Raw genomic sequence first — 24,016 nt, forward strand, 5'->3', positions numbered from 1 at the left:
CAAGCCATTTTCCATCTCTGGTTAATACTGTGAGTCTGTGTACTGCCGGAGTCACCGATGCCCTCCATATGTTGGGATACAGGCATCTCCTGAGAGAACAGGGGAAACGGAGTTCCGGTAAGTAGCAACAACATTATTTTACCCATTTATACATGATATTGTCTCCGTAGGACAAACCGGTACAATTGAGTTTGAACGAGGTAGTTGCTTCACAAACCTCACATCCGACATCAATACCATCCGGGTATGTTACCGTTGTCCAATAGCGATAAACATAAATCCGCAATCCTGATACACAAATTCTTCGTCTTCCACATAATCTGTGGAATAGACGTCCACATGTAGGTTATCTGCGTTCTGAATTGACCACATATTATCCACAGCGTTGCTGCCAATACCTGTCACAGTTACTACCGGGCTCGTACCAGCAGCGAACGCCGGCGAAAAACCAATGGCATATTTCCCCGTTGCAAGCTTGGATACTGTGAATCCGGTTCCTGAGACTATAGTCCCATTGGCGCTTACCAATCCAGTGATGATTCGCTGCGCTCGATCACTGGCCACTGCATCATGTTGACCACTACTTCCGAATTTGATATCTCCCCGAACATCAAGACGGGCGGCAGGACTTGCCGTTCCAATTCCAACATTACCCGATGCCGTGTTTAAAATCGTATTCCCGCCCTCATTCTGGAGATACAATGTCGATGTTGCCCCATTGTCTCGGGCCATTATCTCATTGTTATCTATGACTATATTAGAAGAGGACTCACTCCCGGTGACAAAAAATCCCGTACCATTGGAAATGGCAGCGTCTGTCCCATTAATAATATCCACTTTTCCGCGAAAAACAGACTTTTGATCGGTGAGAAGTGATAAGTTTGAATTTGCGGAGTTTACTGACAGACCATTTGTCCCAAAATTCAGGTATCCACCGGAGGAAGTGGCCCAGATATACGCCGGCCCTGATGAACGCGTAAAGCTCAACGTGTTTCCTGTGGCCTGCATTGTATTTGTTCCATCACTGACCTCCAATGGCGCACCGGGAGCAGCAGTACCGATGCCCACATTCCCGGATTGCGGGAATACGTTATCCACACCGGAGATGCTGGCAATGGCATACGGGGAAAGGGTGAGTTTCGTCCGCGGTGTCATCTCCGCGGCCCCGTCTATGGAAATTCCGAGAAAATAGGACACAGAGTAATCCAGTCCTTCCAACGAATTTACCGTGCCAAGGGTCGCACTATATACGCCGTTGACGACATCGATGGCCTGGTCTTCAGTCCAGACCTGGGTTCCAGATTCGGTATACAGAGTGAATGTAAAATTTTTCGTTTCATCAGCAACAGAAGCGCCGGTGTCGTCCCGCAGGACCCCCTGGATACTCAACGTCTGTCCGTATACCGTCATTGCTGTAAATAAAATCACGAATACTACCGCCATAACCTGTCTCATTATATCTCTCCTTTTTATCTGCTTAATCTCCGGTTGCCGTTCCCTTTGGATTACTGAATAAGGCAGGAGGTACTAGCGATATCCACATTGTACACCCCAGGAGTTGCTTTGGGGTGTCAAAACGATTTACACTTTGATGGGAGTGAGGGGGTAAAGAAAAATATTCCATCGTCCCGGTGACAAGTGACCGTTTCCCGCTTTTACCATCTCCGCAACCTTATGCTGCCAGTAAGAAATCAGTCCTTCGGTTCAGTGTTGAACTTGCTGTCATTCTATGGTGTTGGTTTTGTTGCGTCGGGAAAGGTCCGGCAAAATCGGAACGAAGATCACTAATTACAGGTAGTCGTTTCGGTAGCAATCTATATGTTCCGAGGAAAAAATCCTTTTTTGGATGGAATATATCGGATTCTGTATTAAAGCACTTCAGAGGTAGGTCGAATTAATTTAAACAAATCCCCCTATATCTTAATACTTCTAACAATAAGAAATCCATGCTTTCAATGATAAACCTACTAAAGAGGGTATGCAATGGAAAAGAAGCCATGTCCGGAATAAAATGGCTGGCGTCACATAGAAATACATCTGAAATGAACCTCCCTGCGGTAAGCCCCAGGGAATTAGCAAGTTAAAAATACTGGAATAGCTTTTTTAAATGTAATTTGAGTTTTCATTTAAAGTATCCTGTTTAAATTGCGGATTAGTGACAACTCCATTATTCATGTGAGAGGGAATTTTGACGAATTTATCCATACAATCCTGCAGAAACGTTCTCAATAATTCGGAATCGACTCACAATGAAATAATTGAAGCACTGAATTGTCTTGAAGTAAATGATGCTCCTGAAGTTTTAGATGCAATAATCGCATTTTTAAAAAAGTCCCTAAGGAAAGACCCTGAATCTACTATTACTAAACTTGCAATCTCTTCTCTCAGATTCAATTGTGTTCCAATAGAGAATCTAGATTCCAGGAAGAAAGATATTCTGAAAAGTTATTGTCAATCTACAGCGGGTGGGTTCCGCCATTGGGTACTTGAATTACTTGAGGATAGTTGGGATAAAAGTGACTTACCTCTTTTGGAATCAATAGAATTTCCTCTTAATCCAATAGCTCAAGAACTTCATTTGAAGGCATTGAGTAAACTGGAATCAACCAAGGCCCGTGAATTTATTCAAAGATATAGGTTCATTTAAAAAAGGTGTATCAGTTTTTCGCTATAGAACATGAATAATGTAGCGAATATGGTGGAAAATCGTATGGAAATGTATCCAAAAGGATACGTTATATTGCCAATATCCAAATGATTTCAACCGATTAAACACTTGGTTACGATTCCGCTGGATACCCCCACCCCACTAAGAAACTCGAGTGTCCGGGTTCTCCGGCCAACAAAAACGGGGTACCATCGCCGCAGCAATAGTACCCCGTCTGGATATTTATTTTTTTCCCTACTTCATAAACACCATCTTCTTCATGCATTCCAAAATACAATCGGTTAACACTTTCTCCACTTTTACACCAACTTTCACACATTATCGGAGAGGGTAAAATACTTGACAACCCATACTACTTGTTATAATCTGTGACTAACATTGCATCATCCTCAGAGATACAATATATATAATAGATGACCGGAGGTATGCTTAGCCAAAGAGTCTCCGGTTTATAGGTACCAGTTTCATACACATGCTTCACAGGGCACGAATTTCGGAGGATTTTGATGCGATCATTCGCTCTTTTATTCGCTCTATTTTTTTCGAGTTTAATCCTGGGACAGACAGCAGTCGCACCTTCTTCGGGGGATGGTTCAAGCAGTAACCCGTATGAGATTACCTCAGTTGGCAATCTGTACTGGATAGGCGCACCGGGCACCCTAAACGGGTTGACTCAGGCGGACAGACTGGGCAAGCACTACCGACAAATGAATAACATCGATCTGACAGCCACCCACCTCTGGGATGATAAAAATGATAATAGCGATGGGGACCCGTATAATGACCCGGACGATTCCACTGATACTGGTTCCAATGACGGCTGGAAACCCATCGGTTCTATTGGTGCAGAGTTTCGTGGCGTTTATGACGGCAACGGCTATACTGTGCAGAATCTGGTGATCAACCGCCCCTTGGAGGAAAATATCGGCTTTTTTGGATCGGTCCGGGGCGGCACCGACGACAACACGGTCATCCGGAATCTCGGGATTGTCAATGCGACAGTTGTCGGTAAACACCATGTCGGCTCGCTCATTGGCGGAGCGTTAGTACATAAGGATAATGATTACATTACCATTGTAGAAAACTGCTATGTCGAGGACAGTGGGTCCGGTTCAGTTACAGGGCTTGGTGGAGTTGGTGGACTCCTTGGCGATAATAATTCGCTCGGGAAAAAGGCTGTGCCGATAATCAGATATTGCTACGCAAAAATCGATGTTGCCAGCTCAGATCCCGCAAATACATCAGATGACAACACTAAATACGGTGGGTTGGTGGGATGTAACCAGAGTGGAATGGTATCGAACTGCTATGCGACTGGCGATATCACTGGAGGCGAACGTGTCGGGGGGATTGACGGATGTACCATACGTGGCTTACTTGTCCGGAGTTATTCCACCGGGTCGGTGACAAGCGGTATTACCAGTGCTAATTATGTCGGAGGACTTGTTGGCCGCGTGGTAGGTCAGCTGCCACCATCACTCGGCGGATTCTCTGGAAAGGGGGCAGTCCCCTACGCCTACTGGAATACTGAGACATCAGGGATTTCCACTTCCGCCGCAGGAACGGGTATTCCCACCTCAGAGATGGAAAACCAGTCAACCTTTGACTCATGGGATTTTGACGGTGTTTGGAAGTACAGTACAGTCAGCTATACCTTCCCCCGGCTACAATGGGAACAGGATGGTGTGCTGTCCCCGCTGGCTAACACCCATGATGGGATCCTCTATCCCACGGTCACTGACAGTACGGCACAGCCGGCTGAACTCTATTCCACGAACACGCTTTCAGCTCATAACGTGAATGCGGCTTTCCTGCCAAATGCATCGGAAACCCAGAACGTTTCAATTTATGCCAATACTTCGACCAATCCCGATATTCTCGGCAGTGCGTTTTCCAGTCCGGAGAATTTAGGTGCCTATTACCAATTTATCTTCTCCGATGCGTCAGTACTGGAAAATGGTCACAGTTTTTCCATCGAGTGTCCGGTAATGCCAGGTGACATCTGGTATCGATATGCAGAGGGGACCTGGGCGGTCGTGCCCACCTCCGCTGTCAGTGGCCCTGTCTCACCCAATTATACGTACACTGTAAATGTCCCAGAGATTTCTTATACCGAAGGTGCCACAGAGATTGAATTCGCCATGGACTCCGGGGTGGACTCCTCGCTTCCGGTCTCTCTGAGTTCGTTTACCGGTGACTGTCGGGGTGGACATCTGTATTTGCACTGGACCACTGAAAGTGAGATTGAGAACCTCGGATTTCTGTTGCACAGACGGGAAAAAACAACAGGAGGATCAGGTACCTGGGAGACAATCGCCTCATTTCGAACGGATCCTGCACTGCGAGGCCAGGGTACCACCCCCAACCGGACTGAGTACATTTTTACCGACAACAATGTCAACACAGGCACAACTTACCAGTACCAGCTGGGTGATGTGGACTTCAGCGGAAAAGTTTCCTGGCACGACATAATTGAGCTGAGGGTGGAGAGCAAAAACGAACAGATCCCTGGTGAATTCGGGTTGCATCAAGGATACCCGAATCCCTTTAATCCGAAAGTTACCCTGCGATATGATTTGACGGAGGACGCTCCAACCGCACTCCGGATTTATGACCTTCGGGGGCATCTGGTGGAAACACTCGTCAACATCCCCCAGCAAGCCGGAAGACATAGCCTGTCATGGCAGCCGACGGAACTGAGTGCCGGAATTTACATCATCCATCTTCAATCAGGTAATAAGGTGCACAAAATAAAGGTGGTCTACAGCAAGTGATTGTTTCTAGTAAGGATTGCTCAAGAGTAAGCCCCAGAACAGTCCTCAGGTATCCCGAATTGATTTGGATAGGTTTTGGTCCAGGGGTGAATGGTTTGGGCAGAAATCTTCTGTACTAGATGATTGTATGGAATAACGACACAACAAGGTGACGGAGCCGGAACTCCGGGCAATAATCACCAGAGGCAAACACTCAGCAGGCAGTATTGGGGGTCCCGGTTGCCCCTGTTTAATCAGTTCGATTCATTTTACACGGAATGTAGCGAGTTTTCCCTGATTTCGCTTGGTAAGGTAGTGAGATTGTTGGGGATTTCAGTCGCTCATGCTGCCTGGTGAAATCGAAGTGAGTGATTTTACCAACGAAAGAAGGAGGATTATCGACTTGCATGCTGGGGTTGGGGCACCGTTTTTTTCTGAGTCAGCAACACACCTGCAAAGACCACGATTAACCCCATGATATCCATGAATGTCAACGTATCCCCAAAGGCAATCCATGCCATCAGCATCGTCACCGGCGGGCCGAAGTAGAACAGGCACGCCACCCGGGTGGCATCCATGCGTTCAATTAAGAGCCACATGAGGGCATACGCACCTAACGACACGCCAACAATAAGCCAGAACATGGTGGAGATAAACTCGGGATTCCAATCCGTCTGCAGCCGCTCCAACAGAATTGCAGGCAGTGCCAAGGCCAGGGTAGTTGCAAGACACTGGTAAAAAAAGAGCCAGGTCAACGGGTAACCGGTAAGAGGTATTCGCCACCTCCATTTTTCTTTGGATAAGACTAGCCACAGTGATAGCGATGACAGAACCAAGTGGTATGAGATACCCGAACACCGAGGTCGCATCAGCAAAATTTATTCGGGCAAACACCGTGATCGCGACCCCTGCAAATCCTATGACCAGCCCCACCCATCGGTACAACGGGGTTGATTTGCGCCCACCACGACGCCAGAAAAAGCACCCGTGGCCAACGGCTGGAGCGCAACAATTAGTGCGATAATGCCAGCCGACACGTTATACTCCAATGATAAAAGCACACAACTGAGCCAGACCCCATACGCAAGAACCCCCACCACCATATGAGGGACCATTGTAGTCCGCTCAACCCAGCGAAAGCGGTTTGTGATCCGAAGGTATAAATAAATCAGGAATGTCAAGACAAGATATCGCCAAAAGAGCAGCGTGAATGGTCCGGGATGCGGCAATGCATATTCTGCCCCGATGAATCCCGAGTTCCAGAAGAAGGACAAATCCAACAATCAGTAATAGTGTGCTTTTTCTCATAGGTCGTATGACGTCAAATTACATGTCAGAGTACAAAAACAGAGACAAAAATAGTAGTCCGCTTTGTGAAATATTGGAGTGTATATGGTGTGAATTTTGAAAGACACAGACTGCCCAGGGCTCGCAGATTTACAGTAGTTGTCCATAGCATAAGATTCATTTTCAACGGCGTTAATCTTTCATTTGTGTGACTGTAAATATAAGACACAGACATGAAGGTTGTTGAAAAAAAGAGCAACAGGCGCTCTCTCCTGTTTGAGGAGTCTTACAAGTAAGTATCGCAATCTGGTCTCAGCTTTTCAGTATAAACATGGCCACCGTTCCCATCCGTGCGCGTCCAATCGGCTATCCCGTAAAAAGTGTTCGGCCTTTTGCGTCAATCAACTACCGCTAAACCGGAATTCAGAGAACGTGGTGTGTATATCATGATTCGTTGAGCGGAGAAACAACAAATCATCCCCGGGAATGCCCTTGTTTGAGTGAGCGGGGTCACTTGGGGAACTTTTTAATAGTTTTTCGATTGATGCGGATGTATGATACATCAACACAGGGCAGAAAAATATGTTTACTATTTCTACACCTACATGTAGACCAAGTATAGTGATATCACAGCATAGATATTTGCCCCGGGATGCTGGGACCGACTGCAGGCGGCACAGACTCTTCACACCAGAAGTGATAACTCAGGTTTTTCCGGACGATTAATAGAACAATCAAATTTTCTCGCCTGTCTGGATTCAAGCAGAATCCACAAGTGGGAATTATTCCAGTTTACCGGATTACGTAGCATATCAGGCTGTTGTCTTTTCCGTATGAGTTGAGGCGCAAAGAAACAGATGTAACGTATCCCGGGGATTAGACACCGGCGAAACGGTCTTCCTTGCAAAACTGACTACCGGCTTTCCCAGCCACAGAAATGGAGTCAATATGCTCACCAAAAGCAGACATTACTTATTTACAATAATAGTACTTGTGTTCCTGATTGCACCTGTAAATCTAACGAAAGCCACAGACAGTATTGAATGTGGCAACGATGCCATTGGAGAATTTATCAATCCAAAAAAGGGGAAAGTTGCTGACCTCACCCTGATAGATTTTCATGAGGCACTTTCTCCGAACGAGATCTATAAACTCACCACCGGGGATCTGAATGGTGCGGTCACTGTAAATATCTGGGAAAACAAATCAGGCGGGGCCAAGGTTCTGGAAACCAGCTTTACCGAGTCCAATATCGCCTGGGGATTCAGCCCGGACGATCACCGGTTTATAGTTCACTATATGAATAGCACCTCCCATCATGAGGTACTGTTATTCGATCTCAGAAGTGGTTCAAATCTTCCGGTTAGAACTATAGGGTCCACACTGGTTGCCGGGGGTGAAGCCATCGTCCGGTTCAGCCCCACCGGAACTTCCCTGATGTATGCTTCTGACACAGGTCCCTCTCAAGTTTATCTCACCTTAGTTGACACCGCCGGTATTGTCAGGCATGAAAACACCTTCACCTTTCAAGCGTTTCCGGGGAGCCCGGGTGATAAACAAGGGATGGTCCACTGGGGATATAGCCCGGATTCGTATAACCGGACATTTGTGTACGCCTATATTAACGGATCAAACAGTGCCCATTTCAATATGATAAACCTGGAACGGGGCACGATAGTACTGAATGGAGATCTTTTGGATCCTGTCTCCTCGTTCTGGCAATTCAGCCCCGCCGGTGACAAACTTGGCCGGGTGATCCAGGAAAGCCTGACTCAGATACGGGTCCAGTTGATTTCCACGCTAGATGGTAATATCGCCCCTAACACCCAATATCCCTTTGGAGAGGTACAGTTCATCGCCACTGAGGACAATCACTGGGCTTATATTGGTGGAACGGCATACAATCTCAGCGCAAACACGGCAGGTCAACCCTGTCCCGAATATGATCCTCCGGAATGGCCGGACGACGCTACTATCACAGCCTCGAATCTTACCTTCACTGATGTAGATTTAGCCTGGCCCCGGGCAACTGACCAGTCAGGAATTGAAGAATACAGGCTCCTGCAGGACGGGGTTTCTCTGACGGTACAGCCGGATACTTTTTACCAGGTGACAGATTTAATTCCGGGGACAGAATATAACTTCACCGTGGAAGCCAGTGATATCTTTGGGAACTGGTCTGGGGGTAACCCCTCAATCACACTTACGACTCCCGGTGATTCAGACCCACCGGTCTGGCAGGATAACGCAGGAATCGGACTTTATTCTTCATACAGTGACCGGCTTACCCTGTATTGGTTCCCTCCGGAAGATCCTTCCGGTGTAATTAAGCACAAGGTATTCCAGGATGGCGCAGAACTAGATATCTTTGATACCAACCCGGATGCAACGTACGAAATCTGGTATCAGGTGAGTGGACTCACCGGAGGCACTGAATATACCTTCCGAATCGAGGCAATGGATCAGGCCGGCAACTGGACTGAAGACGGTCCCTCGGTTACAGTGGTGTACGACCAAAACTCTCCTCCTTCCTGGCCTGCTGGTTCCACTGTATCGGTCGATAGCGTGGGAACCACTGGTATCATGATTCACTGGGACCCGGCTACGGATAACCATTCAATCCAACAATATGAAATTTATACGAACGGTCGCTACTCTGCCCCTACTTATGCCCCGAACATGGTATATCCTCCACCAACTGAGATTGAGCTGGACAATTTGGAGCCTCTTACGACATATAAAATCGCCGTGATAGCCATGGATGAAAATTATTTGTACTCGACTGACACCCTTTTCACAACGACCACCACTCCTGCGGATACAGAACCGCCAGTATGGCTGGATTGGAGTAACTTGTCAGCCTGTCAAACGGGAGCGACCTGGATAAAACTGTATTGGGAAGGCGCCACTGACAACGTTGAAATAACACACTATCTGATTTATCAGGATGGAACGGTTATCGATACCGTGGATATGGCGTGGGATGGCGAAGAGATGGAAAACCTGAACAGAGCAACGGAAGACCCCAACAGTTCCTGGAATTCAAGCAGATATACCGTGGAAGGTCTCACTCCAGGTACCACCTATTCTTTCCGGGTTGGAGCCGGAGATGCGGCGAACAATTACAGCCTGCCGGACCCGGAAGTCACAGCAACCACCAGGGGGAGCGAGTCCGGCGACATTGCTCCATTGGCGTCTCATTACACAGTCGATTACCTGTTTCCGGATACAACGGTTGCGAACTCCACTGTGGCCCTGAATGACAACAATATGATTGTCGGGAGAAGCGGGACACTGGGGTTTTTCTGGGAAGACGGTTCCTATCGAACGATCGGGGACCTTGGGAATGGATACAGCCGACCAAAGGCAATGAGTAATGATGGTCGGGTCGCCGGAGAATCCGCCTTCAGTGGTACGGTTGACGAGGGTTTTTATGCACATGGGAATATCCTCCTGAGTCTGGGAACGTATGTCGAATTTCTTAATGGCTCCCGAAGCCAAGCAGACTGGGTGGTTCCGGGGGCGGTCAATGATTCCGGTGTTGTGGTCGGTTGGGCCCGCTATGCTCCCATCGGGAGCCCGGGTTGGCAATCGGCCTTTCGATGGAAACAGGATCGATTTTTTATGGAGGATTTAGGTACCCTCGGGGGAGAGCAGGATATGTATTATTGGGAACGGGTATCCAGCTCGGCGGTCGATATTAATAATCAGGGACAAATTGTCGGCGAAAGTCCCGCACCTGGTCCGAATGATCATGCCTTTCTCTGGGAAAATGGCGAAATGACTGACCTGGGAACCCTGGGAGGTTCCACCAGTCGTGCCGTCGCCATCAACGAAAGCGGGCAGGTTATCGGATCCTCACTCACCTCCGGCGGCGATCAACATGCATTCCTCTGGAGCAATGGTCTCTTGACCGATTTAGGTTCGTTCGATGACAATAGTTACCCCTATGACCTCAATGAAAACGGTGCCGTTGTTGGATATTCCCATGTCCGCGGTCAAGATTGTGATGGCAGGTCAATTAATCATCCGTTCCTTTATGACGGTACACGCCTCCTGGACTTGGGCACCCTGGGAGGACTGTCGGGATGGGCAAGTGATCTGAACGATAATAATATTGTGGTTGGTAGATCCGAAACACCGGATGGCAGTGAACATGCCTTTGTCTGGCAGAGCGGAAAAATGTACAGGTTCGATGATAAAAACGCCACGAGTAGTTACGCCGTTGCAATAAATAACAACGGGTGGGTCCTGATCAATGCAGTCATCGATGGACAACTCCAGTCTCTCGTAGCACGTCCTGGAAATAACGCGAATAATTATGACGGGGTAATAATCAGTGAAGTCATGGATGGCAACCGTGGTAGCGGATTGCCAAAATATATTGAGGTTTACAACGCCAGCGACTCCACCAGAGAGGTAAATCAGGCCACCATTAAGATTGGTACCGACGGTTCAGCCAACTACTCGACCATTTACTCATTCCCGAACATTTTACTCGAATCCGGGCAGGCCTATGTGGTTACGACGGAAACGGACACGTTTGATGCTACGTATGGCGCTGATGCCAGAGATGCCATCACGAGTGCCGGACTGGGAGATGGCAATGATGTCTATGCGCTCTATTCACCGGGTGATTCACTCCTGGATATCTTTGGGACACCGGGTAAAAATTATTCCTGGTACGAAAACAGTTATGCGGAACGGATTGCAACAGTCAGGCGAGGCAACCAGGCCTACACCGAATCGGAATGGGATATTACTCCGTTGGCGGACGGACATCCCCTGAAAGGGAACTCCGAAAATGAAGGTACTCCCGGCACTCATACCGGCGGCGAAACCGTCCGCGCGCAGGATACAACTCCCCTTCCCCTTGAATTTGCAGTATCAGAGGCATATCCCAATCCGTTTAACAGAACAGCCACACTGGAATATGCCATACCGAAGGAAGCGCAGGTCCTGATTCAAGTATATGATTTACGTGGACAGCTGGTTGATACACCGTGGAGCCGGAGAATGGCGCCGGGTAATTATATTCTGTCCCTGGACTTTACAGGGTATTCAAGTGGGGTCTATTTTGTCAGGTTTTCGTCCGGCCAATTCATGGAGGCACGTAAACTGTTGCTATTAAAATAGGGCATTTTAGGTTTCATGGAGTTACGGATTCCATTAAAACAGCTACTAAACTCTGGACAAATTCCTCCGGAGTCAAGTGCCGATGAAATGAACTCCCCGAGGCAGAGACCTTGGGGAATTCTTTGATTCCATCCGAATTTCCCATCGTCGACGATTCCGCTGAATACCCCCACCCCACAAAGAAACTCGATGGTCCAGGTTACCCAGCCAAGTAAAAAGGGGTACCTAATTTGCTCTGTTAGGTACTACCGTTGGCATATTTTATTTTGTCAATATTTTTTTACTTCATATACACCATCTTCTTCACATCCACAAAGTCTCCGGTTTCAAGCCTGTAAAAATAGGCGCCTGAACTGACTTTCACTCCTCTATGGTTGGTGCCATTCCAATTAAATGTATAATACCCCGGTTGTTGTAATTCATGGTGGATCGTGTAAATCCTTTGCCCTCTGATATTATAAATGGATATACTGACTTGACTTGCTTCAGGCAATTCGTACTGGATTGTGGTTTTCCCGTTGAACGGATTGGGATAGTTCTGACGCAATGTAAACCGGGATGGAATATTTCGGTTAGGGTTAATATCTGTTAAATGAGTATCAGCAAGAAAAAATGTTCGCCGGAGGGGAGTGGAGATTCGCCCCCATTCATCTCTAGCATACAGATATCCCGTATATTTCCCTGTTGCTGTAAAATGAGACTGAAAATACTCATGTCGGCCGGATTGAGCGTTAAACTCTAATACATGTACAGTGTGCTCGCCAGTCGGATTTATTAATAATACCTTCCCAGTCAAATTTTCAGTCGTTTCGTCTTCAAATCTACTCCATAACCGGATACCATAATCATTTGCCCGTGATAATTTGGTGAGGAACCTATTATCAGCACTCGTATACTTGGTCAATCCCCCTTCCCCTTCTGATACACCACTTCCAAGGACTGAAGGTGCAAAACTTCCCAGAGATTCAGTTCCACCAATAAAGAGTTGCTGGGAGGAAGTAAAATCTGTTTCTTCATTGGGTATTCCATTGCCAGAGTGTTCTAATTGCGGAAATTGGGTCTGAAACACCTCAGGCATATCGATGATGATATCATGGGTTGTTAAAAACGCTGAACCAATCGATTGCCCCTCAAAAATCCCATTCCAAAAGAACCGACTAAATGACAAGTCCCCTGCATCGCCTAGACTATTATTCGTTGTATCAGTTGCCGAAATAAATGTGATAGTATTCGGTAATGTTTCAGGGTATAATCCCCAAGCGTTTGAAGATTCCACAATCACTGTCATATAAATAGTGCTATCCCTGGTTGTGATTGTTCTTAACCATTCACCTAACTGTGTTGCCGTCATTTCTTCCGTCTCAGAAAGTTGAAATCTACCCGATATTACGTCTCCAAGGAGATAGAGTGTCAATCCGATACTATCATTCAAGGCGGGGTTCGCCCATTCGGTGATTGCGTGCTCAATTGCTGACACTGAGGGGGTTGTGTCGACGTCGGCATTTACTCCATCGTTATCCACATCAAACGATTCGTCCGGATGGATGAGATAGATCAGATCATCCGTAAATCTCCGTTGACGTAAAACACGATAAGCAAATTGTGTTAATGAATCATACGCAGCAATACGTTCACCACTGGCTTCTGGACTACTCCCTCGTATCACTATCGCTCGTCCAACGTCATACCCAACGGGAACAATTGTTGGTGTACTTTCTGCTCCTATAAAGGCTTCATTTCCTGGCCAAGATGCTGTGATTGACCACTTTCCTTTTTCGGGGAATACATAACTATATCCAAAATATCCTTCTTCATTTACCACAACTTGCAAGGAATCCAGGGAGTTATCTTGAAAGGCAATGGATACCGCCCCAGACGTGATCCCGGGCGGGGGAAAGATGCGGCCTTTGATTGTCGCCTGCCACCCTCCAGCAACAGAATCAAGTACACCAACGGTGCAATTCACTTGGGTCGGAGCCTTTGTGACCAAAACATCCAACGTATCACTCGTTGTGCCCGCAATTTGTGTCATCACCTTCCATTGCCCTTGTTCAGCCGGTTGAAATTCGTAAAGGTAATTTCCAGAAAAATCGATAGGCACATCATTTTCGTGATGAGTTCCATTAGGATTCCACAGATGGAGCGTTGCATGATCACTAAATCGGGGATTTATCTCACCGAATACGACCAGTGCTTCATTCACATAAGGATTCACTGGATCAGTATTGATAGTAATATTGCCCTCGTCCAAAATGACTACCGAGAGTGCTACTACATGAGTTTGTCCCCCACCCTGGGCCCACACTTCAAATTCATATGTGGCTGGCTCAATGGTATTGGTGGCCCAAACCTTCATTTCCATCGTCTGTTCTCTCTTTAAAGGATTCGGATCGCAAAGAACTGATATCCCCTCTGGTGCATTTATTACAGTGAATGTTATGTCCGAAACAAACTGAGATTCCGGCAAAATATCGAAAGGATAGGTGACTGTATCTCCGACCATGAGCGTTTTTTGATTCGCCGGGGTTCGGAATGTGAAATCAGGTAATTCAATCGGAATAGCCGATTGTGGTATCGATTTTTCTCCTTCAATATAATACTTCCCTACACTGGCAACACGGTAATAATATTGCTCATTATTCGTCAGATTAAGGTCCGTATAGAAGGTATCCTGAATAGCGGAGGAATTTATTTTTACATACTGTCCCCCCTGAGTACGAGAACGATACAGGTTATATCCATTCGTGGCTTCTTCAACGACCGTCCATTGCAAAGAGAGTTGGTTATCGCCAGGGACTATTTCAGTTTCCATAGGGGGAGAGGGAGCGTTGTACCCGGGATAGTCAGGGTTGGTTAACACACTAATGGTACCATCCAGCTCATTGAGGACATAGAGGTTCATAGTTCTGGGGTTTAATTGTACATTCCAGGCTCCATATCCCACAGGAACTTCTTCCGTAACTTCATCGGTTTCTCCGTCGATAACAAAAAGTTTATCTGAACCGTAATGTTTTGTAACAAAGACTAAATTATGTTCTTCATCAACATATATGTTCTTCTGTTTCTGGTAACTACAATTTCCCCAAAAGCCCAGTTTAAGCTCTTTAAAGACAGTAAATGTATTTAAATCAACAATATGTAATCCGTCACACACCCCATTTAAATACATCTTATTTGTCTGATAATTTATTCCAATATTAAGTGCATCAAAGGTAGATATCTCTTTAATAATACTATAATCATCCCCTCGAATTGCATACGTTTTGTGTCCAGTTTGATAGGCAATATTGCTTTCTTGGTTAATTTCTATAAAGCCCGGATAACCTCCGGTGTCAACATTGTAAACGTATTCCCAGGTATCCAAGTCTATTATGGTAATAGGATTAGTATTACTTCGATTCACAACCCATAATTCCCGGGTATTATAATTTACTTTTAAATCCATGGGATGAACCAATTTTGGATATTCAAAAATGATTTTATGGATTTGAGTCCAGGTATTCAGGTCAACCACTGTAATCCCCCAACCATTAAACCATCCTTCATCACTAACTTCCTCTTCCCAATTTGCCACATATAAATAGTTCGTGGTGGTATCAAGGGCCATCATCCGAGGAGAAAACCCAACCTTGAGTTCCTTCTCAATATTTACTGAATTGCCGTCGAGTTGCATAATCCGCCCTTGAGACTGTTCACTCAATAACAGCTTATTCGTCTTTTCAATTATGAGCATATCAGAAGGGACTGCACCGAGTACAATTGGTTTGGTATATTCAAATGTATTTAAATCAATCGAGTGAATGGTCCCGGGATGCAGCCCTGATAACGTTGCATCTCTTGCATATATCTTTCTGTTTGATGCATCAATTCTTAACGCCCCGGGGGCCCGTAACAATTGTACAATTTCATAGGTGTCCATGGATATTTGAATCATCTGGCGTTCAAATGACACATATATATCGTTCGCATATGAATCATAATAAACCCAAAAAGGATTCCTCCAAGTAGGATCCTGAATATATGTTGACCCGACTATCTGTTTGGTTTCCACATCAAAATATCGGAGGTACCCAGGTTGCCCCATTTCTTCAATCTCTGAAAATACGAAAATATCCAACTCAGGGAGATAGAAGATATGCTGGGTTTCCTGCGGAGGATACAACGTATCTGTAATCGTATTAGTCAAAATATTATACACGTAAATCTTTTTTTGCGTATCACTAAATATTGAATCATAAATATAGTATTCTGCCGTGGACGGATCATGGAGTCCATATTTAAATGTATTTTTGAGCCACCTTTGAATATCCGGATAGGGGAATATAATTGTATTGATCATGCTGTGCGTTTCTAATGAATACCGCAAGAAGGAATACGAAGCGGTATCTCGATTTCTCCGGGCTATTACCAATGTTTGATTAATTTCATCATATAGCATTCCATCGTGGCTATAACTTCCTGCATCTAATTGAATAGAATCTTGTAAAGCAAGATCAATCCCATTAACCAGATAAATTTTTTCCGTTCCTTTGATATATAATACCTGGTCAAAATACGAATAAAATAGTGAGCTATAGGGGTTATACAGCCCATCAAATCCGGGGAAGGGAATTGTCTGAATAACGCTATTGATATCTAAATCAATAACAGATACTTGGCTGTTTAAACGGCTCAAAGAAAACAGGTAATTCCTGGACGTGTCTAACGTAATTTGTCTCGGCACAACAGTATTTCCGGAAATTGGGCCAAGGTGTTTAACCTCATTTACGGACCAATCCCCTAATGTACAGATAGGAAACAATATTAGAAGGAATACGAGATAACGGACTTTTACCATGTCACACCTCCATACAATTGTAATCTGAACAAAGTTTTTACGTATTTTATGAAACTAAGAAGGCTTGTCGTCCATTATTTCTCAGGAATAGGCAGGGTAGAACACCAGAGGCTCATGTATTGCCTATAAAACTCTAATAATTAAATTTAACATTTTAAATTCAACACATACAATACCTAAATTATCATATGTATATATTTCTGTAGTTCAAATTTACTTCATATAAACCACCTTCTTCACATCCACAAAGTCCCCAACCTCCAAACGGTAAAAGTAGACTCCGGTACTGACAGATTGGCCTAAGTCGTTAGTGCCGTTCCATTGGACTTGGTACCATCCAGCAGATTGCTGTTCTTGAACGAGCATCTTTACTTTCCTTCCAGCGAGATCATATATGATAAATTGAACATAAGCATTTTGAGGTAATCCATATCTGAGTGTAGTTGTGGGATTAAATGGGTTGGGATAGTTTTGTTGGAGGGTATATTTGTCTGGGATTGTCGTTTCATCCATCACTCCAACAGGTTGTGGATAGATTAATGCCATTGACACGGTAGTTTGTATTGTATCTTCATTCCACTGCCATTGGGGAATGGTTACGTGGGTTGCCGTATCTTCAGTAAGTTCATGAAAGTAGAAACGTATATTGCCAAGTAAAGAAGCCTGTCCCAGTGGTACTTCCATCGCTACGGCGACCACGAGCGAACCAGACTTCTTATCCTGATTGATCGCAGTAATTCCCAGATTAGAATCGAAAGTCCAGTTAACAGAATCCTGAAACGTCAATTGGCTGGGTTCATAGTCGATCATACCGGAAAAAGCGTAGATATTTTCGGGATTCTTCAGGTACACGGGTAACATGAAATCAGATTCAGAGACCACGGTATCGCTGGCGAGGGATACCTGTCCAGTCGCTGCAAATTCGCTCTCATCGGGCCTGTAAGGTAATCCCTCCATCTCCCCTGAGAGATATTGCATGATAAGCGATGCATCCATACTGGTAAACGTCCCATCGTTACTCACATCTGCGACCGTGGAGTCAATATCAGTTATTGGATGACTCCCTACCAACATCTCAAGCAGATACCGAACATCGGCTTCAGTGACTTGATTGTCTGCATTCACATCGCCATATAGGATGGGTTTTTTAATCCATATTCCTCCATTTCTGATAACAACAGTATCTTCGCCAGTATTAAATACCGCTGATTTGATGGTGACAGGGACAAAAGTGTCTGGTTCTCCAATAACTTCAAACTGGAGTCGTGCATACACCCCACTATCGCTAATAGCTTCAGCGCCCGCCGACCAATTTAGAATTAGGCTGTCAGTCTCGTTAAAGACGTATGCCCAGCCAGCCTCCCCGGTGATGGTGTTGGTGGTATCAATATCTATAAAGTTCAAACCGTTTTGGAATTCGGATATCACCAATTCGATAGAATTGTACGTCGAGTCAGGTGGTAATACAAAATGTATTGGAATTGTAACTGTATCACGGGGATACCCCGTAGTTTCACCTACGAGGACCTCTATTGGCGGTGGGGGTGTCCATAACAAATTCTGAATGATATATACCCCATCAGTGCCATCTGCAAGAAAAGCGATACCTTTATTGACTAACACTTTACTGGCGTTTCCAGCAGTTTGGAAAAATCCTATTTCATATAGACTATCTGGTCTCGTCACATCAATAATACGAAGTCCGGCATTATCATCTGCTATATAGGCATACTTGTCTTCAATTGCCACGCCTCGGGCAGACCCTCCTGTATTAAATGAACCGATTTCTTTTGGATTTGTTGGATTTGTAATATCAAGAATGCGAAGCCCGTCACTATAATCAGCCATAAATAAAAAATGGGACATTATTGCTAAATCAGCGGCTCTGTCTGGATAGCCCGTTTCAGTGGGGTTAGCGGGATCAGTGATATCGATAATCCGGAGGCCATTACCCGACGTCCCAACATATGCAAACTGCCCCCTTACTTCAATGCTAACAGGATACCCAATAGGATCATAAGAATTTATGAGGATAGGATCGGCTGGATTGGAAACATCTATTATGAACAGCCCTGTCAGGTGATCAGCTATATACGCTATGTCACCCTTGATGGTGATACCATAGGGAGAACCTTCTGTATCCATTACACTTAACTCTTTGGGATTGCTCGGATCGGAAGCGTCAAGTATACAGAGCCCTTTTAATCTATCCAATACATAAACGACTCCATTTTCAGCTACTACTCCTCTAGCATAACTGAATTTATACCGGCCAACTTCCACTGGTGAATCGAGGCGCGATATATCAAGAATACGCAGGCCTCCTCCCCCATTGGACACATATGCATAATTATTATCAATGGCGATATCATTTGTTTCATCACCAGTCTCATAGGTATATGAGATTCTCGGGCTATTCAGTATAGAAACATCAATCACTTTTAGGCCAGCTCTTCCAACTGCGGCATAAGCGATTGTATCATGGATTGCAATCCGCTGCCAAACACCGGCCCCTCCCCAAGTAATGCCCACTTGTGATGGGTTACTAGGGTTTGAAACATTTAAAATGCGTATTCCATCACTTCCGCCAACTACATATAAATAGTCCCCTTGTTTAGTGATACCGTAAATCTCACTGTTACCCCAAGGACTCCAATCACTTAATTCAACCGGATTCGTGGGGTCACCCACATCAATTATTTTGAGTCCTTCTTTGTAATCTGCCACATAAGCAATTTCATCCTGAACTTGGATATCCACTGCTGAATCATCGGTATTTAATGCTCCTAACTCATATAATTTGTCAAACTCTGATACATCGATTATACGCAATCCGGCACTACCAGCTGCTACATAAAGCCTATTTCCATCAATTGCAACTTTTTCGGCACTGCCATCTAAATCAAATTTAGCTAATTCTTCTGGATTGCTTGGATTGGATACATCGATTATTCGGATACCGGCAGAACCGTCAGCGATATAGGCGATATTTTCATTGACGACGACCCCATTGGTCGAGCCCTGAGAATTAATTGCACTTATTAGTTTTAGGTCTATAGGATTAGAAATATCGTAAATATGGAGCCCGCCTCTCCCATCTGCGACGTACGCATAATCTCCAATCACTATGATGTTAATTGGGATGTTTGGTAGGAGTACCTTCCCCAACCTGACAGGATTATTCTGCGCGGTAAAGTCAACTATCTCTAAATACGCCCCGTTCCCCAAATAGACAGTATCCCCTCGGGATGCAACTGCATTACATGGCCCATTCGCCCACCGGCCGATCAGGGTGGTGTTGTTATCTTGAATTGTACTCTCGGAGAATGCTGGGTGCCCTGTAACACTACGTGGTGGCAGGTCAGGCAGAACATTTGTTTGGCGGTATTGGTCAACATCAATAGGTGTTAATTCCTGCGCCAGTTGGGCGGTTACAGCAAAACTCCAGCAAAGGGAAAGTAGTAGAATAATGGTGGTTTTGGATCGGGTAAACATAGAGTCTCCTTTATAGTACATGCAGTTCAAGTATGCAAATAAATAGAACGGGCATTAGGAATGGTGTTGATATTTCTAAACATTCTATTTTGAAGGTTTTGTCACGTTCATACAGGTTGTCAGTTTGTGTTTCTGTTCTGTTTATTTCATATATACCATTTTTTGGGTTGCCTGAAAATCCGACGCCTCGATTCGATAAATATACACTCCTGTGCTCACTGATATACCAACCCGATTTAATCCATCCCACTGCACGGTATACCACCCGGCTTGTTGCTGGGCATTTACTAACATGGCCACTTGATGGCCCATGAGATCATAGATTGTAAGAGTGATATGCGTTTCTTTCGGCAACCCGTAACGAATAGTTGTTACCGGGTTAAAGGGATTGGGATGATTCTGGTGCAGGACGTAGGTGTCCGGGATTGCGGACTCATCAGTTACGCCGGTGGTACTGGAGAGCGTCGCGGTCGCCACATCGGCCTGTACCGGGTTTTCGTTGAGCCGGAGACGTTTGAGAGAGACAATACTTTTATCTGTTGAGAAATCCGCCCTGACCTTGAATTGAAGCTGAGCGATTTCCCCTGAAGCCGCATTTGCTTCAATGCTAGCCGCGGTAATTGAGATCCGCCCTTCATTATCTCGCACCTCGTGAAGATTCCATTCAAAACTTTTATCCCACCGGACGCCGGTGTATTCCAGCTGAGCTGGATTGTATTCGAAGGTTGCCTCCACCCCCAGCAGATTTGCGCCATTTTCCACGGTGATCGGAACAGAGATGGTCGCCCCCGGTGCGATGGATTGGTCGCTCAGCGTAATATTCCCGTTGGCCAGGAGCTGCTGGTCAGCAGTGTCATACGGTAACGAATCCACCAGGCCGACCCCGTATTGAAGGAGGACGGAGGCATCGAATGCTGAGATTGAATGATCTTGGGTGACATCCGCTGCAGCAGAGTCACCATGATTAAATGAAGTTAGACCGACGAGGTTTTTCAGTATTAATGCGGCATCAAAAGCCTGAATATTCTGGTTATTATCTACGTCACCAGGGGTATAGACCCAAACACCGCCATTGGAAATCAAGATGGAATCTTCACCGCTATCGAATGTTGCTGAGTTTATAGTTACCGGTATAAAAGTACCTGGCTTGCCAGTTACTTTAAATACCAGTTTAGTAAAAACGCCACTTTCCCCTATAGCTTCTGTACCAGTGCTCCATTTAGTAAATAATGTGTCTGTTAAGAGTGATTCAAAATTCCAGTTTGCATAACCAGTTAATGTAGAGGTGGTATCAATGTTTACAAATTTAAGTCCATCGTTAAAACTTGAAACCAACATGGATACATCTGTGATTTTAATTCCTTCCGGGATTTTAATCTTTACTGGAATAAAAATGGTATCTTGTGTCATTGCGCTGCAATCTTTAGTCCATATTTTTATCGGATCCTTAGTTGGTTCTGTATATCCATCGTTACGAATAATTGATAAACCCTTATATCCCTTTGCTATATAATTGTAGTTTTTTTTAACTGAAATATCTAAAGCTGCACCCACTGTTTCATAATAACCAACTAATACCGGATTCAGAGGATCAATTACCTCATAAATACTTAAACCGGCACCACCATCGGCCACATATGCATACCCATCAAGCACCCTAACACTCTCAGCAGATCCTTTAGTGTCCAGAAGGTTCACTTCTACCGGATTACTCTCTTCGCTCACATCAATAATTCTTATACCATTTGATTTGTTTGATATATAGACAAATCCCCTATAATAATCTATATCAGTTGCATAACCACCAATCTCAAGAAAGCCCGATTCTATTGGATTGTTAGGATCACTCACATTGATTAGTGTTAAATCAGCATATTTATTTATCCCATACGCCATATTCCCCTTGGCACAAACACTTTCGAATGATTTTGTTGTAAAAGAACCCAACCGATTAATTCGGTTTGGAGCACTTATATCAAATATTTGTAATCCGTCATCTACTACGTAGGCATATTTACCCTCTAGTCTTACTTTTGTAGGAAAACTCCCCCTATAGTAATAACTATTACTTATATTGACTGGATCGCTTATGTTTATAACTCTAAACTCATCCGAGCCGCAGGCCAAATAAGCAAAACTATCACTGGCGGCCGCACTTAATGCTGAGCCATCAGTTTCAAAGATACTCACCTCATTGGGCTCTTCTGGCACATCCTCATCTATTACCCATAATCCAGCGGACTCTTCTGCTATATAAATAAATCCATCGTTAACAGAAACAGCCCTTGCCTTCCATCCTGTTTGCACATTATTGATTTTCCTAATGCTATTATTGAATGTTGTAAACAACCATAAACCTTTTGATCTATCCGCGATGAAAACACTGTCTCCATTAATTGCTACCGCCTGTGGGTTTCCCCACGTATCGTAATAACCTATTTCTTTAGGAGAGCTCGGTTCATTAACATCAATTAGACATAAACCATTGAGCGCGGCTGCATACACCTTCCCGTCCTTAAATTCCACATCAATTATATATTTTTCAGAAAATAGACCAACCCTAGCAATTTCCATTGGATCAGATTTATCTATAACCTGCATACCCTCATCATAGTCAGCTAAGAAAACCAAATTATCATTGATTGATAATCCAACAGTTTCACCATTCGTATTGAGATGACTGACTTCGAATAGATTAGAATAATCACTTATGTCAAGTACACACAAACCTGCATCACCATCGGCAATATATGCGTAGTCGCCACTTACACCGATATCGTAGGCAAACCCATCTGTGTCATAGAATCCAACTTCTTTTAAATTCGCAGGATCTGATATATCAATTATGTGCATCCCGACATCACCATCAGCTAAAAATGCTATATTTCCATCGATAGATATGTTTGATGCAAATCCATCAGTATTGTATGCACTTTCCTCGAATGGGTTTGAGGGATCGGAAATATTGATTACTCTTACACCAAAATCACCGTTTGCAATATAAGCATAATTACCAACTAATTTTATACCTTGGATTATTGACGGCATGGCCACACGTCCAATATTAATTGGATTAATAGGATCAGAAAAATCCACTATCTCAAGATAACCTCCATTCCCATAATAGGCAGTATTTCCCCGATTGGATACTGCCATACATGGTCCCCCGGCCCAACGCCCAATCAATGTGGTATTACTGTCCTGTGCAATACTCTGGGCAGAACCAATGTCAATAATTTCAAATTGATTGTCTACCCCTTGATTGATAAATGCCTGAGTATATCTTTCCCCCTTATTATCTACCACTTCCTCTGGTAATTTGGCGGTCACAACAAAACTCCAGGATATGAAAAGCAATATACTGATTCGGATAATAGCGATTTGGATTCGGGTAAACATAGGACCTCCTTTGTAGCACGCTCGTTTTAAGCATGAAAATAAATAGGAAGTAAAGGCAATGGGATTATGTCCATCAAATCCGAAGTATTCTATCTTAAAGAATCTGCCTTGTTAATCCAGGTAGTCAGTGTGTGTTTTTGATTCGTTTATTGCATATAGACCATCTTAAGCGTTTACTGAAAATCAAGTGTCTCAATCGAATAAAAACTGTACAAATGAGATCCTTCGGGTTATCCATCAAAACATATAGATTTTGTTATACGGAAATTTACATACAACGAAATCACCCCGTACACATTCGCAATAATTTCACTCATAGTGACCTCAGCCAGATGATTGACAGTTCCGGCCAGTACCGTTCCTCTCTAAACTTTAACGAACACCCTAAGAGAATCTATATTATAAACGGCTATTTGCTGAAATAGGTAAAACTTTTAATAA

The 24,016-nt window shown here is 44.5% G+C and carries 7 protein-coding genes and 1 pseudogene; 3 read left to right on the forward strand and 5 right to left on the reverse strand.

What is annotated here, in order from left to right; all coding sequences use genetic code 11:
* Positions 1-249: 249 nt before the first annotated feature.
* Positions 250-1,455: a hypothetical protein gene (locus K9N57_14010; GenBank protein ID MCF7805296.1), complete on the reverse strand. Its 1,206-nt coding sequence runs from the start codon at positions 1,453-1,455 to the stop codon at positions 250-252.
* Positions 1,456-2,188: 733 nt separating this feature from the next.
* On the opposite strand from K9N57_14010, the gene K9N57_14015 reads away from it, so the two are divergent.
* Both K9N57_14015 and K9N57_14020 read left to right on the forward strand, forming a co-directional pair.
* Positions 2,189-2,647: a hypothetical protein gene (locus K9N57_14015; GenBank protein MCF7805297.1), complete on the forward strand. Its 459-nt coding sequence runs from the start codon at positions 2,189-2,191 to the stop codon at positions 2,645-2,647.
* A gap of 527 nt (positions 2,648-3,174) precedes the next feature.
* A complete protein-coding gene (locus K9N57_14020; protein MCF7805298.1) occupies positions 3,175-5,442 on the forward strand; it encodes a T9SS type A sorting domain-containing protein in 2,268 nt (755 codons plus the stop codon).
* Between the two features lie 374 nt (positions 5,443-5,816).
* Here the strand turns inward: K9N57_14020 and K9N57_14025 are convergent.
* Positions 5,817-6,704 (reverse strand): annotated as a pseudogene (locus K9N57_14025) (DMT family transporter).
* Between the two features lie 952 nt (positions 6,705-7,656).
* Between K9N57_14025 and K9N57_14030 the strand changes: the two are divergent.
* The gene (locus K9N57_14030; GenBank protein MCF7805299.1) at positions 7,657-11,844 is read left to right on the forward strand and encodes a fibronectin type III domain-containing protein; all 4,188 of its coding nucleotides are present in this window, start codon (positions 7,657-7,659) and stop codon (positions 11,842-11,844) included.
* 280 nt (positions 11,845-12,124) lie between these two features.
* Here K9N57_14030 and K9N57_14035 read toward each other — a convergent pair whose 3' ends face one another.
* The 3 genes from K9N57_14035 to K9N57_14045 form a co-directional block, all read right to left on the reverse strand.
* A complete protein-coding gene (locus tag K9N57_14035; GenBank protein ID MCF7805300.1) occupies positions 12,125-16,681 on the reverse strand; it encodes a T9SS type A sorting domain-containing protein in 4,557 nt (1,518 codons plus the stop codon).
* Between the two features lie 213 nt (positions 16,682-16,894).
* Positions 16,895-20,176, reverse strand: coding sequence for a T9SS type A sorting domain-containing protein (locus K9N57_14040; GenBank protein MCF7805301.1), 3,282 nt, complete (start codon positions 20,174-20,176; stop codon positions 16,895-16,897).
* 141 nt (positions 20,177-20,317) lie between these two features.
* Positions 20,318-23,575: a T9SS type A sorting domain-containing protein gene (locus K9N57_14045; GenBank protein ID MCF7805302.1), complete on the reverse strand. Its 3,258-nt coding sequence runs from the start codon at positions 23,573-23,575 to the stop codon at positions 20,318-20,320.
* Positions 23,576-24,016: the final 441 nt, after the last annotated feature.

It is taken from the genome of Candidatus Neomarinimicrobiota bacterium (genome assembly GCA_021734025.1).
In the GTDB taxonomy this organism is placed as follows: Bacteria; Fidelibacterota; JAANXI01; order JAANXI01; family JAANXI01; genus JAANXI01.